This window comes from Streptomyces sp. MUSC 14 (genome assembly GCF_001866675.1).
GTDB lineage: Bacteria > Actinomycetota > Actinomycetes > Streptomycetales > Streptomycetaceae > Streptomyces.
The window spans coordinates 19,965-35,422 of record NZ_MLYN01000071.1 but is presented as its reverse complement, the minus strand read 5'-3'; the positions used below and the strand labels follow the sequence as shown (position 1 = coordinate 35,422).

Sequence of the window (15,458 nt, the reverse complement as noted above, 5' to 3'; positions counted from 1 at the left end):
CGCCGCTCAACTCCGGGCGCGGCGGTTGATGCGTCCCGCGACAACACGGCGCATCCCGGAGAGGCCGTCCGCGACGCGCACGGCGAGACAGCCACTGTTGGTGGCGTACGGCTGGAGCAGCAGCACCCGTCCCCGACGGCCCATCCGTACCAGCCGCTTGAGGCCGGATCCCGCACGAAGCGGCCTTGTGGCCGACTCGCCGTCCCGGAAGGTCAGGGTCACCCAGGCATCCCAGGTGGTGATCGTGCCGCCCTCACAGAGCGCCGCCGCGTCGGCGGTGACGACGGCACGCCAGCCGGGTCCGCCCGACTCGGCCTCCCACGCCGCCTCGTACCGGTGCGTCGCGCCCGTCACCCGGTGCCGCAACTCGACGGTCGCCTGCTCCGGGCCGGCGTGCGCGGTCCTGCCGTAGAGGTCGGCCAGCCGCAGTTCGAGCACGAGCCGACGCCCCGTGCCCACGTTCCCGAGGACGTACAAGGGCAGCAGTGCGACCGGCGCGTCGGCGAGACCGTCGAGCACGATCTCGCCCGTTCCCTCGGACGGTGAACCCGCCTCGTCCCACAGCGGTCGCCGCGCGTCACCGGCGTACGGCGGGGTGAGCCGGGGCGGGTTGGCCGCCAACTCGGCCAGCCGCCGGACGTCCGCGGCACTTCGCTCGCGTCCGAGCAGCACCTCGGCGCGCCATCGGGCAGCGAGAGTGGCCCGGCGTACGGCCTCCGCCTCGAAGGTGCCCACGTGTTCGCGGGTGATCCGCCACCAGGCATCCTGGTACTCCTGCGTGCGCTGCGGCAGTTCGCTCAGGTAAACAGCGAGATCGAACTCGAGGAATTTCGTCTGCGCGGCGATCAGCAGCTCCTGGTCGCCGCTGTCCCGCACGATTTCCAACACCTGCTGATGGGCGGTGACGCGGTCCTGCCAGTTCTGGATCCGGTCCCGGCGGAGCGAGATCGAAGCCTGTCCGGTGCCGTAGCGCACATGCCAGATGTAGACGGTTTCGGGCGTGACGGCGAAGCGCGGACCGGCCGCGTAGACACGCGCGGTGAACACGAAGTCCTCGTAGTGCGCGGCGCCGTCGGGGAAACGGATCCGCCGGGACACCAGGAAGTCACGGCGATAGATCTTGTTCACCGACAGTGTGTCCCACAGCGTCTGCGGGCGCCCGGCCACCCCGTCGTGCACCGACTCCGTCGTGAACAACTGTTCCTGCCAGGGGATTTCACGCCCACCGGGCAGCTCGCGCCGAACGCACAGGCCCGCCGCCACGTCTGCGTCATTCCGGAGCGCGACAGCGAGAAGCGTGTCCACAGCCTTCGGCGCAAGCACGTCGTCGCTGTCGAGGAACACGAGCCACGGGTGGCGGGCCGCGTCGATACCGTCGTTGCGGGGGGTGCCACAGCCGCCGCTGTTGACCGCACGGCGTACGACGTGCACGCGCGGCTCGGAGGCCGCGAGCCGCCCGAGTACCAGAGGCGTGTCGTCGGTGGAAGCATCGTCCACGACGACGACCTCGCCGACCGCATCGCCCTGTGCGAGAGCCGAGGCCACGGCCTCCGCGACGTGCTCCGCGTCGTTGTAGGCGATGACCACCACCGTAACCGCCCCGTCGTTCGCGCTGGACAACTTTGCTCCCATTCGTGCGATCGTGACAGGCGCTCTCAGCCCTTGACGGGGAGAGGACCCGTGGGCGGGGCCCGATGAACTCCTACATTATGTAGGACCAGGTAGCGCCGTGGCCGGGAAGGTTCGCCGGCTGTGCGGGCCGCGCTCGCTCTGTCGCTGAATACCGCGCTGGAGGACTGCGAGAGCGGCTGCCGGCACCGGCACGAGCGCGTGAGCCGGGTTGACCGATGAGCGCGACGAGCATGGCGGTCGTCCGGCGGTCCGTGTGATGCGCGGCGGGTCCAGCGACGAGGCACAAGATCGAGATCGTAAGAAGGTGGGGGCACCTCCCCTGAGCCTGTGGCGGCCCAAGACGGGGTCGCCTGAACGATTCCCCCGTACTCGTCCGGGCAACAACTTGCTCGTGTATGGGCAGTAGGGCCATGGACGGTGACCGGACGTTCCCCTGACACTTCGCCACTTGGGCCGGCCTTGCGCGAAGCAGCATTACTGAGCTGGCCGCGTCGATCGGATGGCGTCCCGTTTCCCGCACGAGTCCGTACACTCACGGCAGGCTCGGCGAAGGCGTAACGCGGCGTCGAGACGCTCTGGCACTCCGGTGGCAATGCGTCCTCGGTCACGCCGGGCCCGCGGTGCGGGACCAGCGGCACCGCATGGCCTGCGACCTGAGTGGTCGCCGGTACGGCCCCGGGCCGCGCGGAGCATGGAGAAGTTCACCTGATCGCGCCACGGACCGCCGCGCGACTGACCACAGCGCCACTGCGCGGAGCGCAGCACGCCCTCCCTGACGAAGCCCGCCTTCTCCAACGCACCCTGCTCGGCGAGGTTGGCGCTGTCCGTCCAGGCCTGGAGCCGTTCGGCCCTGGTTGGTCGAGGAGGTACTCGGCCGGCACAGGGCCGATCGCCAGGGGCCAGCAGGTGGAGGCGGCGGGCCGCCGTCAGGCGCTGGCGAACCACTCGACCCGGCCCACCGTCCGGCCCGCTGCCGCGACGGAGAGCACGCCGCTGTCGGGGCCGAGCAGACCGGTCTCGGCGAACTACCGGCGTAGGCCAGCCGGTGAACCGAAGCCGAACCACTGGGACTGGCCGGTCTCCTCCGGCCCGTTGAACTCGCGCTCGAACAGGTCGAGATCGTCGGCGATCACCGGGCGCGGCGTGATCTCATCGGACATGGAACGATTCCTGGTTCTCTCGCCCCTAGGGCCTGTTGTGAAAGTGCCGACGGCCGGACGAGGTAATGCCCAGGTCCGGCCCGTCCGCCCGTCTCTACAGGTCGAGCTGATACTGCAGTGTCGTGTGCGTGGGCAGGTAGCCGAGGCTGTCGCTGATGTGTCTCATGTGCGTGTTGCTGTCGGCGGTGTCGGTCAGGAGGCCGCCGAGGTCCGGGTAGTGCCCGTGGGCTTGTCGGATCGACTCGGCCTTCATCCAGCGGCCGAGGCCGTGTCCGCGGTGCTCGGGCAGCACGCCGGTGCCGTAGTGCTGGGCGTCGCCTGTGCCGCTGCCGGGGACGACGAGTTCGGTGAACCCGGCGATCGAGCCGTCGGAGGTGTCGATGGCGACGACGGTGTGCAGGTGGTCGCCGCGCTGTTCGACGGCCTTCGCCGCGGCCCGGACCCGGTCCACGTCCCAGGTCGTGGTGCCGTGGTCGGTGTCCTCCATGGGCATGTCGTCCATGGCGCGACGTGAGTCGGCGAAAGTCTGGGCGAGATCGTCGGGGACGGTTCCCTGCCAGGACGCCAGCCGGTAGCCGGGATGCGGACGCTCAACGATCTCGGTGAGGGAGGGCATCTCCACGTCGGCCAGGGGCAGGCGGGAGTACCTCAGGGTGAGGACTTTGCGGAAGCCGCGGGCTGGCAGGAAGTGGTCGCCGGGCGTTCCGGCCTGAGCCTGTGCGACGACACAGCGCCGGGTGTTGTCCCGGGCGGCGGCCACGGCCGTGTCGAGGAGCCGGGAGCCGACGCCCTTGAGGCGCTCCACGGGATGGACGTGGAGGGCCAGTTCGGCCAGGTGCGCTTGTCCGCCATCGAACAGGCGTAGAAAGGCCGTCCCGACGGGGATGGAATCGGCGTCGGACGCCAGCCATGCAAGGCGTCGGCTGTGCGCCCCGTGAGCGGGGTCGGTCAGTGGGGTGATGCGGAGCGACAAGGTGTCTCCGTCGTGAGGAGGTGGCAAAGGTCAGTACGCGGGCTCAACTGCTGGGCACTCCTGCGCATGTGCTCCACACCTCCTCGTCGACAGCGCCGGTCCGGATCAACATGGACGGCTGGGAGAACGTAGCTGGTCTATCGGCTCCTCGGCAAAGGGTTAACTGAAGGCTGCTGCGGCCGCGGGGTCGCAGCCACCCATTGATTGCCGCGACCAGCACGGTTGCCTCGTAGCGGACGGCGAGTTTGTCGTATCTCGTGGCCATGGCCCGGTGGCGCGTGAGGCGATTGGTCCCGCATTCGACCGCGTGCCGCTCGCGGTAGTCGGCCTTGTCGAACGTCGGCGGCCGGCCGCCGCGGGAGCCGAGCTTCTTGCGGTTGCGAACCTGGTCCTTCTTCTCCGGGATCGTGCACCGGATCCCACGTCGGCGCAGGTAGGCGCGGTTCTTGCGGGAGGCGTACGCCTAATAGGCACTGTGGATTGGCAGTTGTCGGTCCTGGCAGGGGCCGGGCGAGACGTCTGGACTGTATGCAGCGCCTGGGAGTGCTTCGACAAGAGGGACGCATGCACGGCCTCTGCCGATTCGAGCTCGGCGGCCAGACCGTGCCGTGGTTCGAGCCGTTCCCAGGAACACCTCCCGATCAGCCGGAGCCGTGCAGCTCTTCACGAGAGCGAGGACCCTGGACACCGCTGGGGCCACGGACGGCTGATGGGGTGGTGCGCCCACGAGCGCTTCCATTAGGTCGCCGGGTGGTCCTGCCATGGCTCGACACGGACGGACAGGGAAGGCCCGAAAGGAGTGCGCGGTGGACGTGACCTGCGGAATCGACTGGGCTGAGGATCACCACGACGTCGCCGTGGTCGACCAAGACGCCCGACTGCTCGGAAAGCTCAGGATCGGCGACGACGCAGCGGGCTTCCAGGACCTGCTCCGGTTGCTCGCCGACCACGGTGACAGCCCGGACAAACCCATCCCGATCGCGATCGAGACATCTCGCGGACTCCTCGTGGCCTGTCTGCGGGCTTCTGGCCGCCGGGTGTACGCGATCAACCCGATGGCTGTCGCACGCTACCGCGACCGGCACGTCGTCTCCGGCAAGAAGTCCGACCATCAGGACGCCGTTGTCCTGGCGAACATCCTGCGGACCGACGCCGAGCTGCACAGGCCGCTGCCGGACGACTCTGACCTGGCCAGGGTGATTGCCGTCCTTGCCAGGGCCCAGCAGGACGCTGTCTGGGACCGCACCCGGGCCCACAACCGACTCCGATCGCATCTGCGCGAGTACTACCCGGCGATCCTCGAAGCGTTCGCCGACAAGAGGGAACAGCTGCTGGCGCGTGAAGCCCGCGCGATCCTGGCGATCGCACCCACTCCGGCCGAGGCCGCCCGGCTCACCCGGAGCAGGCTCACAGCCGCCGTCACACGGGCCGGCCGTCAACGTCGGATCGAGACCGAGACCGAGAGACTCCTCGAAGTGCTCCGTCGCCCCTGGCTTCGCCAGCCGTCCCTGGTCGAGAAGGCGATGGGGCAGCAGACACGCGCACTGCTCGCACAGCTCGAGACGGCCTGCCGGGCCTGTGACGAGCTGGCACACGACACCGAAGAACTCTTTCTGCAGCATCCCGACGCGGAGATCATCACGAGCTTCCCCGGACTTGCCGTGCTCACCGGTGCCCGGATACTGGCGGAGATCGGAGACGACCGCACCCGGTTCGCCACGGCCCGAGACCTGAAGGCCTACGCCGGAAGGGCCCCCGTGACGAGGGAATCCGGCAAGAGCCGTCGCGTCAGCCACCGCCGAGTCAAGAACAGCCGCTTGGCCGCGGCCGGCCGGCACTGGGCGTTCGCCGCACTCACCGCTTCACTCGGAGCCCACTCTCACTACAACCGCCGGCGGGAAGCCGGCGACCGCTACCACGCGGCCCTCCGCAACCTCTTCAACCGCCTGATCGGCCAACTTCATCACTGCCTGACCACCCGCCAGAAATTCGACGAGGCAGTCGCCTTCGCCCCGCCGACACTGCCATCACTCGCAACAGCTGCTTGACCCCATAGCCGCATGGGGTGTCTTGTCGGCACGCACGCTGCCCGGCCGCTTGCGGGGACGCCCCGGTCCCTGCCGTGGCACCCGGATGTTCTCCAGGACCGGTTGGAACTGCGGGGAATCCCCACGCTGCCCGGCCGTGATCACAATCGGCAGGGGCTTCTGCCCCTGCTCGACCGCGAGATGGGCCTTGGTGGTCAGCCCGCCTCGCGAGCGACCGAGACCGTGGTCGCCCGGCTCGACCTCCACGCCGCTGGGCGGCTCCTTGTGAAGATCCCCCTTTTGACCGCTCCGGCGGCGTGCTGGTGAGCGCGGCAGATCGTCGAGTCGACACTGACATCCCAGGTGATCAGGTTCCTCGCGTCCGCCTGGGCCGGTAGGTCGGTGAAGACTCGCTTCCACGTGCCGTCGCTGGCGGCGCCGGAACAGGACGTAGACCCGATGCCACGGCCCGTACCGCTCGGGCACATCCCGCCAGGGCGTCCCGGTCCGGGTCCGCCACCGTATGCCGTCGATCAGCTGTCGCCTCGGCCATATCGGCGGCCGGCCAGGCTTCGTGCCCTTCGGCGACAACGGCTCCAGCCTGGCCCACTGTTCGTCCGTCAGATCTCCACGCGCCACAGCGCGTGATCATTCCACGACCAAGATCGACTTTCGCAACACGCCAGGACTCGACCTCGTACGGCCGGCGTGGGCATGGCGTCTGACTCGTCCACACGCCGAGCCGCCCCGGGCCGGATGCCCCGTGACGAGCGCCGGGACGATCCGCCGTGCACCGGGCTCGGTGGCTGCGAAGGGCGACTCGACCCGGCAGGTCTGTACGACCACATCTCGCGGCGATCCGGACGGCGGCTGAGACGCGCCGCTCCTGGTGTCCGGTGTCATTCGATAGTTGGCGTTGCCAACGGATGGCCGCCCAGGCGACCGACGGCAACGGGAGGCAACGATGGGCAAAGTGATCCTCGTCCACGGCTTCTGGCACGGAAGCTGGTGCTGGAGCCGCGTGGTACAGCAGCTCGCCGCACGCGGCGTGACGTCCGTGGCCGTAGACCTCGAAGGGCACGCACTGAACGGCAGGTAAACCAGCGCGTGGTGGGACCGCCCGTTCGATCCCGCTGCTTTCGCTGGCGTTACGGCGTCCTCGGCCGGAGCGATGCTCGTCGAACAGATCAGGACGATCGCTGGCGGCGAGCCCTGCGTCGTGGTGGCGCACGGTCAGGGCGGCACCGTCGCCACCGCCGCCGAGCTGGCCCCGCACCTGTTCGCTCATCTGGTGTACGTGGCCGCGTGCGGCCCCGTTTCCGGTCTGCCCTCCGCAGCTTACAGTTCGGTCCCTGAGGATCAGGGCGAGCTGGTGCTCCGCCTGCTGAGGGGCGACCCGACCGGTGTTGGGGCTGTCCGCATCAACCCCGGCGACCGCGACGGCCACGCCGCGATCCACGAGACCTTGTACGGCGACGTGGACGAGACCGCGGCTACGGTGGCGATCAGCCTGCTCAGCGCCGACCGTCCGCTCGGCATTCCCGCCGAGGCCTTCACCATGACGGCCGGCCGGTATGGTGCCGTGCCCCACACCTACGTGGTCTGCACGAAGGACAACACGATCCCGGTAGCGCTGCAGCGTCGCTTCGTACGCGAGATCGACGCCGTGTCCAGCGCACCGACCACGGTCCTCGAACTCGACAGCTCCCACTCGCCGTACCTGTCGCAGCCGGCCGCCCTCGCGACCGCGATCGCCGGACTGCGCGGGCGTGCCTGATACGTGATCGTGTGGCAGGCCGAGGTGGGGTGACAGACGCGCATGGGAGTGGATCGCGATGACCGGCCGTTCGCTCTGTGTCGCTCCGGGCTGGTCGTCAGGCTTGCACGGTTGGGCGGACCACGATTTCGTTGACGTCGATGCCGTCGGGCTGCTCGATCGCGTAGCCGATGGCTGAGGCGATGGCGGAGGGCGGCATGGCGATCTCGTCGCGCTGCCGGGCGAGCGCCGCTGCCGTCTCGGGGCTCCCTCCCTTGCCGACGCCCTCCGTGTCGGTGAAGCCTGGCGAAACGAGGGTGACGCGCAGGTCGGGGCCGGACTCCTGGCGCAGCCCTTCGGTCAGCACCTTCACCGCCGTCTTGGTGGCCGCGTAAACGGCCATGGGGGACTTCACCAGGTAGGCCGCGGTGGAGGCTACGTTGACGAACTGCCCGCAGCGCTGCTGCCGGAAGATGGGCAGCGCGGCCCCGATGCCGTTCAGCAGGCCAGTGATGTGGGTGGCGACCATGGCGTCCCAGTCGTCCTGGCGTAGCTCGTCGAAGGGCGAGACCGCCATCGTGCCGGCGTTGGAGACCAGGACGTCGAGTCGGCCGAAGCGGTCGAGTGCCGCATCGGTCAGGCGCTTGAGGTCTTCGCGGCGCGTGACGTCGACGACGACCCCGATGGCCGACCCACCCTGCGCTGTGATGCGGTCCACCACTGCGTTCAGCCGGTCCTCCCGCCGGGCTCCGAGTACCAGGCGGGCCCCTTGCTCGGCGAGATGGATCGCCGTTGCCTCTCCGATGCCGCTGCTGGCGCCCGTGAGCGCGACGACTTTGTCCTTGATGCCTGACATGACCAGCCCTTTCGCGAGGTGTGCAGGTCTGTGATTCATCTACAGTGGAACTGGGGGAGCCCCCAGTTAGCCAGGCTAAGTGGGGGCGCCTCCGTTTAGCAAGCTGGGGAGCCTGAGAAGGGATGGCGAGGGCTGATGGTCGAGGGAGCGCAACGGCCGTTGCGAGCTGACGCACGGCGTAACCGGGAGAAGATCCTCACGGCAGCGGTGCGCGTTTTCGCAGCAGAGGGTCTCGATGCCCACTTGGAGCGCATCGCCAAGGAGGCGGGGGTGGGAAGTGCCACGCTGTACCGCAACTTCCCCACCCGCGAAGCGCTGGTCGAGGCCGTCTACCGCCACGAGGTAGCCCAACTGTGCGACGCAGTGCCCAACCTGCTGGCAACAAAGCCGGCCTTCGAGGCCCTTCGTGCCTGGACGCGTCTCTTCCTGGACTACGTGACGGCCAAGTACGGCATGATCGAGGCCCTGCGCGCCATTGCCGCCACGGGGAACAATCCGTACGGCCACAGCCGGGAAATGATCCACGCCGCCGTGAGCACTCTCATGGACGCGTGCGCGGCCGCTGGGAAGATCCGCACCGACATCAGCCCCACCGATTTCGGCGCCGCCCTCGAAGGCATTGCCCTCACCTCGGCGAGCCCCGAACGACGGCAGCAGGCAGAGCGTCTGCTCGACCTGACCCTGGACGGGTTGAAGACCCGTCCATGAGGGTCGTCTCGAAACACAGCGGCATCCCGGTCCCGCAGAACTTCGTACGGTTGATTTCGGACGGCGTCCCGCGTCCCCGCAAAGCCTTCTGCCTTACCGAAGGTCGTGCCGACGACCATCGGTCGGCCTGGAGCGACGACGAGGAGGGCAGAACCTGTGGCCGTCTCATCCGAGGACGTGGCCCGCGCCCACGGTCTGGATCCCGCACGGCTGGTCCTGGATGCTGCCATGCCGACGTGGAACGCGGCCGTGTCGTCGCGGGCGGCCTGCGTCGTCCGGTGCCTGACCACCGCTGACGTCCGGGCCGCCGTCCGGATCGCCCGCGAGCTCGGGCTGCCACTGTCGGTGTTCAGTGGGGGCAACGACTGGCTCGGCCGGGCCGTACACGACCGTGGCCTGGTCATCGACGTCTCGGCGATGACCACGATCGAGGTTGATGTCGGGGCGCGGACCGCCCGGATCGGCGGCGGTGTCCGTTCGGACGTGCTGGCCCGGGAGACCGAGTCGCACGGCCTGGCGCCGGTGACCGGCACGGTCGGGCTGGTGCACATGCTCGGCTTGAGCCTGGGTGGTGGCTACGGCCCACTCGAAGGGCGGTTCGGGCTGGCCTGCGACAACCTCGTCTCCGCCGAACTCGTCACCGCCGACGGGTCCGTACGCACCGTCGACGCGGAGCACGACCCGGACCTGCTCTGGGCCTGCGCGGCGGTGGCGGCAACTTCGGGGTCGTCACCAGCGCGGTCCTGCGGCTGCACCGCATCGGCCCGGTCTGCAGCGGGATGGTGGTCTACCCGTGGTCGCAGGCGGAACCGGTCCTGACCCGGCTCGACCCGCTGCTCACCTCGGCCCCCGACGAACTCAGCGTGCAGACGATCATCGCGAGCGGACCCGACGGAGCCCCGTTCGTGGCGCTCATGCCGACCTGGAGCGGCGCCCCCCGGCGGGGCCCCGAGGCCACGGCCGCGGTGAGCGCTCTGGGTGACCCCATCTCCTCGCAGATCGGACCGACCGCCTGGCACGCGATGATCGCCGGGGTGGCGCAGTCGTTCCCGGCGGGGCGGCACGCGCACTTCCGAACCCGCAACGCCGCGTCCTTCACCTCGCGGGTGGTCCACAGCCTGGTCGAGGCCGGCTCCTCCCGGACCTCCCCCCTGTCGGCGCTGTCGATCCACCCCTTCCACGGCGCGGCGACCCGGGTCCCCGTCACCGAGTCGGCCTTCGGTGAGCGACGACCTCACCAGATGATCGAGATCGTCGGCATCTGGGAAGCCGGTGCCCCCTCGGACGCCCCATGGGTGGACCGGGTGCACGCCTCGCTCGCCGATGACGCCATGCCCGGGGGATACCCGAACCTGCTCGGCCCCGACGACGTCGACCAGGTCCGCGACGCCTACGGGGCAGGTGCCGGGCGGCTGTTGGCGGTCAAGTCCCGGTTCGACCCCGACCACGTCTTCACCGCCACCCCGCTCCCCGCGCCGGGCCGGGCCGCTGAGCGTCCGATCCTCGCCGTGGCCGGCCGGACGGCGCAGTTCACAGGGTCGCCGCAGTCCCTCCAACTCCTCGTCCGTGAACACCAGGACCACCCCCAGCACCCTCCACCAGAGCCGGAAAACGCCGGTCAGGCAGCTTACTCAGCCCTATCCGCCCGAAAGTTCCCGGATACTACGGTGCCCTCCCAGTGCTGTTCCGCAGAAGTGCGTGAGGGTCTCGGGAAGGCGAGTCTGGTTGGGTCGGGTTGTCACGTGAAAGAGAAGTGGGCTGCGGCCTCGGCCGGCGTGGCCCCTTGCTGGCGTCCGGGGACGTCGTGGACGGCGTTCGCGCCCTCGGCGTGCAGTTGGTCAGCCCCGGCGTGTCGGGCCATGACTGCGGCGTAGGCACGGACGTCTGCTGCGGTGATGTCAGTACGGCCCTGCTCGGCGTGCTGCTGAAGGAGAGCGCCGAGGTCCGGGGCGAATCGCAGAATGGTCGCCGAGGCATTGAAGCGCATGGCGATGGCGATGAGTCGGGCGCGCGCCTGTGGGGTGACGTTCGTGGACTCGGCGACTGCTGTTTGTCCGGCGGCGAGCCGGGCGACGACCCTGCGGTCACGTTCCTCGAAGATCCGCGCGTCCGCGGCGTCGGGGTCCGCCTCGGTGGGCGAGGTGCCGAAAAGCGCTGCGCGGATCTCGTCGCTGGAGACCACGGCGTCCTCGTCGATCTGCCCACGCGCGATCAGTGCCCGCACGAAGCTGGTCTTGCCGGAAGCCGGAGGGCCGACGAGGAGCACGAGTCCCGCCGGCACGCGGGTCGGTCCGGAGCCGCCCGGCGCGTGGGCTTTGAGGTACGCGTGGGCTTTGAGGTAGAGACCGCCCACGCAGTCCAGGGCCTCTTCCGCCGAGCCTGCAGGCAGGCCGCTGGGCAGGATGTCGTCCCGGTAGCTGTCGTTGCCGGGCTGGTAGAGAGCGAAGCCCCAGGTGTGCAGGGCACCGGTGAAGCGCAGGCGACACAGCCGCAGTCGCTCGCCGTCCTTCAGCTCGCCGTCCACGTAGGCGAAGCCTGCTCGGAAGCGGACGTGGACCCGGGCCAGCTGCGGCCAGCGCTCGGCGGCGTGGGCGTTCAGCCGTTGCCGCACGTGGTGTTGCATGGACTCGGGCGGGTTCTTCGGCACGGCTCCATCCTGCCGAACCGGGCCGCATCCTCGCCATGATCACTGGTTGTGACGGCGGAATCGGGGCGAGAGACGGCGGTGGCCGTGGCACTGAACGGGTAGTCACGCGAGCTGCTGCAACGGGCCACCTCCGCGGCGAAATCGCGGGTCCGGCAGGTACTTTGGGCCCGGATCATGTCGACCGCGGCCGACGGATCGGACAACGCAGCCATCGCTGATGGAGATCCATGGAAACGGCTCTGGCCGCAGTTCGGACATCACGGTGATGATCGCAGACTGGTCATGGCTGGGGGGAGATTCCGCCCCGGGAGCGGCTTCCGGGGCTGAGGAGCGCCTGGTAGGCCGACGAGACTTCTGGGCCGGGCAGCGGTGGAATCCGTCCGCGACCGCGTTGATCCTCTGGTGCGGGCCGAGTTGGACACGTTGTTGCTCGGGTTGATCTGGGTCGGGCTGGACGGTGAGGCGCAGCACACGGATCCGGGCTTCATCGGCGACGACCCCAGTGTGTATGGGCTGCTGCTCGCACGGTCACCAGACGGCGTGCGGGAACTGGCCGCGCTCCAGTGCGAGCACGGCGGGCCCCTGTTCGTCCTGGTGGCGAAGTGGGGCCATGTCCTCACCGAAGTCGGCCGACGAGGCGGGGGCATCATGGGGCTGGGCGAGTAGAGCAAGGCCGTTTCAACGAGTCCCATCAAGGGTGCACCACCCGCTCGAGAACCGGACTGTGATCGACCTGGGTTGGCGTTCGCCGAGCGTCCTGCACCTCCTTGGACACACGCCCGGCTGCATCGCTTTCCAGGTTCAGGGCACCAGGATGACCTTGCCGAACTTGCCCGTACCGGCCAGGCGCTCGTAGGCGTCGGTGAACCGATCCAGAGGATAGGCCGTGTCGACGGGTACGTGCAGCCTTGCCTGGGCCAACAGCGGCGTCACGTACGTGCGCACGGTGGCGGCGAGGATCGCCTTCTCCGCGTGCGATCGCCCGCGGATGGTCGTGCCGATCAGCTGGGCCCGTGCGAGCATGAGGTCGAACATCCGAAGCGGCGCCGTTGTGCCGGCCTGGACGCCGACGACGAGGACCTTGCCCCGGTTTCGGAGCAGAGCTACTCGCTGCAGGCAGTCCTCGCCGCCGACCAGTTCCACGATGACGTCGTACGGCGCGTACGCGGATTCCTCGTCGGGGGTGACGACGTCCACCCGGCCGTCGGGGATGAGTGCCTTCACCCGGCTGTGGAGTTCGGGGCGTCGTACGCTGGCCACGGTATGCGCCCCGCAGACCGTGGCGACCTGCACCATGGCCGTGCCCACCCCGCCTGCCGCGCCGTTGACCAGTACTCGGTCGCCGGCTCGGATCCCGGCCTGGGTGACCAGGGCGTCCCAGGCAGTGGTGAACGCTTCCGGGAAACCGGCGGCCTCCTCCCATGACAGGTGCTCAGGCACCGGCAGGAGAAGGTCTGCGGGGATCGCGATCCGCTCGGCGTGGCCGCCGCCGCCGACCAGCGCCATCACCCGATCTCCCGGCGCGACCTCCACCACACCCGGGCCGACTTGCTCAACCTCGCCGGCGACTTCCAGGCCGGGTACGTCGGCCGGCCAGCCCGGTGGCGCCGGGTAGTCCCCCCGTGCCTGTTGCAGGTCAGCGGCGTTGAGGCCGGCAGCCTGAACCCGGACCACCACAGCCCCCGGCCCCGCGACCGGCTCTGGACGCCGCCTCAGCTGGAATGTCCCCTGAGCATCGATCACTACGGTTCGCATGTTCCTGCATCCCTGTATGTGCTGACCGTTCACGGGGCTGTCGTCCAGTTGGCCGCCGGTCGGAGACGGCTACTGTTCCAACCACGCTCCGTCGCGCATGATGACTCTTCCGCGAAGCTCTGGCTCGCCGCGCCAGGCGCGCACAGTCTTCGGCGCCATGCGAATGTACAGAAAGGAACCCTCCTCTCCGCGCGGGTCCCATCCGAACTTGGCGGCGAACGCTTCCGCTGCGTCTCCGGGCACGTCCTGGGCCGGGAAGCACTCCGCCTCACCCTGGAGAAGCACCACGTCGAAGGTATCCGGCAGCGCCAGGCGCACGCGCGGCTCTTCGCTGACGTTCCGTGCGGTCACGGAGGTGGCACTGGTGCACATCCACACCGCGCGTCCATCCCACAAGAACCACAGCGGCACCTGATGTGGCCCGTGATCAGGATGAGACGTCGACATCCATACTTCCCGCTCGGCGACAAGCCGTTCAACCGTGTCGCGCCGACGCTCCGCCGTCTGGCGACGAACCTTCCCCGTGGTGTTCATGAGTGCTGACGCTACCCAGCATGCCCACCGCGCGCATGAGGCCAGGGACCTACTTCCAACGAACGACGATCTCCTCGGCCTACGGCTCGGCGGCGGCCGACTGGATTGTGCTCAGCGAAGCCGACGGACGCCGGGTCAGGTGTCGATGCTGCTTGTGGAGCTTCTTCTGGCTCCGCTCGGCCACCAGGAGGCGGTGGCCGCCGGCGTTGATGACGAGCTTGAAGCGGGCGCACTGGGTGCGCATCGTGTCGGCGGTGTTGACGACGCTGCGTAGGCCGATTCGGTCCAGCGGTAGGGCGGAGGCTGAGAACTCGTCGCCCTTGCGGCGCCCATGCACTGGGCGATGACGGTCTGGCAGGCGTGGAGCGCGGTGATGAGCCGGTGGACGGCCGTGCCGCCGGTGCGGGAGCCGCGCACAATCTTGCTGTCGACAGCCGGGCCGACCAGAGTGTCATCGGCTATGTCGATCGGGCCGGTGGCGTACCGGGCAAGCCAGGCGCCCACGCTGTCCTTGAGCGCGCCGCCGCTCAGAGGGGCGAGCAGTCGCCTCCGAAGCGGGCGATGGCGGCCAGGGTCGTGGCTCGCAGCGCCGTCGCAGGACACCGATCACGGCGGATGAGACGCGAAGTCGGCGACTGACGATCGAGGCGCCGTGGGCCAAGCGCCTCGATCGGATGACAGGCGTGTGCAACCAGCCCCAGCGCTGCGGCGCACTCCATCGCCCACTGGCCGGACGGTGCCCGGCACGGCTTCGGCTTCTCCTCCTCGACCGTGGGCTCGGCCCCGCCTTCGAGGGGAGAGAACACGACGGGACACGTCGCCGTCGTGGCTATCGCTGGCCGAGCACCACCAGCCGGTGTAACGTCGTGATCAGCAGTCGTGGTTCCGAAGTCCCGTTCGCCCGTGATCGCAATCGCGGGCGTTTTTGCTGTTCAACGCCTCTCCGGACCAGGGCGATCACCTCCGGGTCCCGCACGGTGCGGGACCTGTCACGAGTCCCCTCGAAGGAGACAGACACATGGCCAAGGGCACTGTGAAGTGGTTCAACTCGGAAAAGGGCTTCGGCTTCATCGAGCAGGACGGCGGCGGCCCGGACGTCTTCGCCCACTACTCGAACATCGCCGCCCAGGGCTTCCGTGAGCTTCAGGAAGGCCAGCAGGTCGAGTTCGACGTCACGCAGGGCCAGAAGGGCCCGCAGGCGGAGAACATCCGCGCCCTGTAACGCCAGACATGAAGAAGGCCCCAGCCGGGATGCGCCCACCGGCTGGGGCCCTTCTCGGTCCTGCCCGCCCCGACGGAGCCCGCGCCGCCGGTTATGGCGGCGTTGCCGGTGCGCCGGTGGCGGGTGGCTGCTGGGCCGAGGGGAGTCCGGTGCGGACCGAGCGCCTGGCGGTGCGCTGACTGCTTCCC

14 protein-coding genes and 1 pseudogene are annotated in these 15,458 nt (G+C 69.3%); 6 read left to right on the top strand and 9 right to left on the bottom strand.

Annotation, left to right across the window (positions count from 1 at the left end):
* Positions 1 to 6: 6 nt before the first annotated feature.
* The 3 genes from BIV25_RS38490 to BIV25_RS38480 all read right to left on the bottom strand — a co-directional run bounded on the left by BIV25_RS38490 (position 7) and on the right by BIV25_RS38480 (position 3,765).
* Complete coding sequence (locus BIV25_RS38490) at positions 7 to 1,632, bottom strand: glycosyltransferase family 2 protein (RefSeq protein WP_071377197.1); 1,626 nt, start codon at positions 1,630 to 1,632, stop codon at positions 7 to 9.
* A 1,025-nt stretch (positions 1,633 to 2,657) separates the two neighbouring features.
* On the bottom strand, positions 2,658 to 2,792 hold the full coding sequence (locus BIV25_RS53645; RefSeq protein ID WP_256257086.1) for a hypothetical protein: 135 nt from the start codon (positions 2,790 to 2,792) through the stop codon (positions 2,658 to 2,660).
* A 94-nt stretch (positions 2,793 to 2,886) separates the two neighbouring features.
* Positions 2,887 to 3,765, bottom strand: coding sequence for a GNAT family N-acetyltransferase (locus BIV25_RS38480; RefSeq protein WP_071377196.1), 879 nt, complete (start codon positions 3,763 to 3,765; stop codon positions 2,887 to 2,889).
* A gap of 761 nt (positions 3,766 to 4,526) precedes the next feature.
* On the opposite strand from BIV25_RS38480, the gene BIV25_RS38475 reads away from it, so the two are divergent.
* Entirely contained in the window at positions 4,527 to 5,813 is a 1,287-nt protein-coding gene (locus tag BIV25_RS38475; protein WP_071377195.1) for an IS110 family transposase, read from the top strand.
* Here BIV25_RS38475 and BIV25_RS54755 read toward each other — a convergent pair.
* Positions 5,793 to 6,431 (bottom strand): IS5 family transposase, encoded by a 639-nt coding sequence (locus tag BIV25_RS54755; RefSeq protein ID WP_371273119.1) that lies wholly within the window; start codon positions 6,429 to 6,431, stop codon positions 5,793 to 5,795. The genes BIV25_RS38475 and BIV25_RS54755 overlap by 21 nt on opposite strands.
* 325 nt (positions 6,432 to 6,756) lie before the next feature.
* On the opposite strand from BIV25_RS54755, the pseudogene BIV25_RS38465 reads away from it, so the two are divergent.
* Positions 6,757 to 7,569: pseudogene (locus BIV25_RS38465) on the top strand (alpha/beta fold hydrolase).
* A gap of 97 nt (positions 7,570 to 7,666) precedes the next feature.
* On the opposite strand, the gene BIV25_RS38460 reads toward BIV25_RS38465, so the two are convergent.
* A complete protein-coding gene (locus tag BIV25_RS38460) occupies positions 7,667 to 8,404 on the bottom strand; it encodes an SDR family oxidoreductase (RefSeq protein ID WP_071377193.1) in 738 nt (245 codons plus the stop codon).
* Positions 8,405 to 8,539: 135 nt separating this feature from the next.
* Between BIV25_RS38460 and BIV25_RS38455 the strand changes: the two genes are divergently transcribed.
* Entirely contained in the window at positions 8,540 to 9,112 is a 573-nt protein-coding gene (locus tag BIV25_RS38455) for a TetR/AcrR family transcriptional regulator (RefSeq protein ID WP_079177150.1), read from the top strand.
* A gap of 156 nt (positions 9,113 to 9,268) precedes the next feature.
* Positions 9,269 to 9,931, top strand: a complete 663-nt coding sequence (locus BIV25_RS38450) for an FAD-dependent oxidoreductase (protein WP_071377192.1) — start codon at positions 9,269 to 9,271, stop codon at positions 9,929 to 9,931.
* 919 nt (positions 9,932 to 10,850) lie between these two features.
* On the opposite strand, the gene BIV25_RS38440 is transcribed toward BIV25_RS38450, so the two are convergent.
* Positions 10,851 to 11,759, bottom strand: coding sequence for an ATP-binding protein (locus BIV25_RS38440; RefSeq protein WP_071377190.1), 909 nt, complete (start codon positions 11,757 to 11,759; stop codon positions 10,851 to 10,853).
* 402 nt (positions 11,760 to 12,161) lie between these two features.
* On the opposite strand from BIV25_RS38440, the gene BIV25_RS53640 reads away from it, so the two are divergent.
* Positions 12,162 to 12,425, top strand: a complete 264-nt coding sequence (locus BIV25_RS53640) for a hypothetical protein (protein ID WP_256257085.1) — start codon at positions 12,162 to 12,164, stop codon at positions 12,423 to 12,425.
* A gap of 135 nt (positions 12,426 to 12,560) precedes the next feature.
* Here BIV25_RS53640 and BIV25_RS38430 read toward each other — a convergent pair whose 3' ends face one another.
* The 3 genes from BIV25_RS38430 to BIV25_RS51670 form a co-directional block, all read right to left on the bottom strand.
* Positions 12,561 to 13,514, bottom strand: coding sequence for an alcohol dehydrogenase catalytic domain-containing protein (locus tag BIV25_RS38430; protein ID WP_071377188.1), 954 nt, complete (start codon positions 13,512 to 13,514; stop codon positions 12,561 to 12,563).
* Positions 13,515 to 13,583: 69 nt separating this feature from the next.
* Positions 13,584 to 14,048: a pyridoxamine 5'-phosphate oxidase family protein gene (locus BIV25_RS38425; RefSeq protein WP_071377187.1), complete on the bottom strand. Its 465-nt coding sequence runs from the start codon at positions 14,046 to 14,048 to the stop codon at positions 13,584 to 13,586.
* A gap of 79 nt (positions 14,049 to 14,127) precedes the next feature.
* The gene (locus tag BIV25_RS51670) at positions 14,128 to 14,292 is read right to left on the bottom strand and encodes a hypothetical protein (RefSeq protein WP_177235561.1); all 165 of its coding nucleotides are present in this window, start codon (positions 14,290 to 14,292) and stop codon (positions 14,128 to 14,130) included.
* 774 nt (positions 14,293 to 15,066) lie between these two features.
* On the opposite strand from BIV25_RS51670, the gene BIV25_RS38415 reads away from it, so the two are divergent.
* Positions 15,067 to 15,270: a cold-shock protein gene (locus BIV25_RS38415; RefSeq protein ID WP_071377185.1), complete on the top strand. Its 204-nt coding sequence runs from the start codon at positions 15,067 to 15,069 to the stop codon at positions 15,268 to 15,270.
* The last annotated feature ends 188 nt before the right edge of the window (positions 15,271 to 15,458 follow it).

Bases quoted from the DNA above. Each gene is read 5' to 3' on its own strand.
- BIV25_RS38490 (WP_071377197.1), bottom strand. From the start codon at position 1,632: ATGGGAGCAAAGTTGTCCAGCGCGAACGACGGGGCGGTTACGGTGGTG.
- BIV25_RS53645 (WP_256257086.1), bottom strand. From the start codon at position 2,792: ATGTCCGATGAGATCACGCCGCGCCCGGTGATCGCCGACGATCTCGAC.
- BIV25_RS38475 (WP_071377195.1), top strand. From the start codon at position 4,527: ATGGCTCGACACGGACGGACAGGGAAGGCCCGAAAGGAGTGCGCGGTG.
- BIV25_RS38460 (WP_071377193.1), bottom strand. From the start codon at position 8,404: ATGTCAGGCATCAAGGACAAAGTCGTCGCGCTCACGGGCGCCAGCAGC.
- BIV25_RS38455 (WP_079177150.1), top strand. From the start codon at position 8,540: ATGGTCGAGGGAGCGCAACGGCCGTTGCGAGCTGACGCACGGCGTAAC.
- BIV25_RS38430 (WP_071377188.1), bottom strand. From the start codon at position 13,514: ATGCGAACCGTAGTGATCGATGCTCAGGGGACATTCCAGCTGAGGCGG.
- BIV25_RS38425 (WP_071377187.1), bottom strand. From the start codon at position 14,048: ATGAACACCACGGGGAAGGTTCGTCGCCAGACGGCGGAGCGTCGGCGC.
- BIV25_RS51670 (WP_177235561.1), bottom strand. From the start codon at position 14,292: ATGCGCACCCAGTGCGCCCGCTTCAAGCTCGTCATCAACGCCGGCGGC.
- BIV25_RS38415 (WP_071377185.1), top strand. From the start codon at position 15,067: ATGGCCAAGGGCACTGTGAAGTGGTTCAACTCGGAAAAGGGCTTCGGC.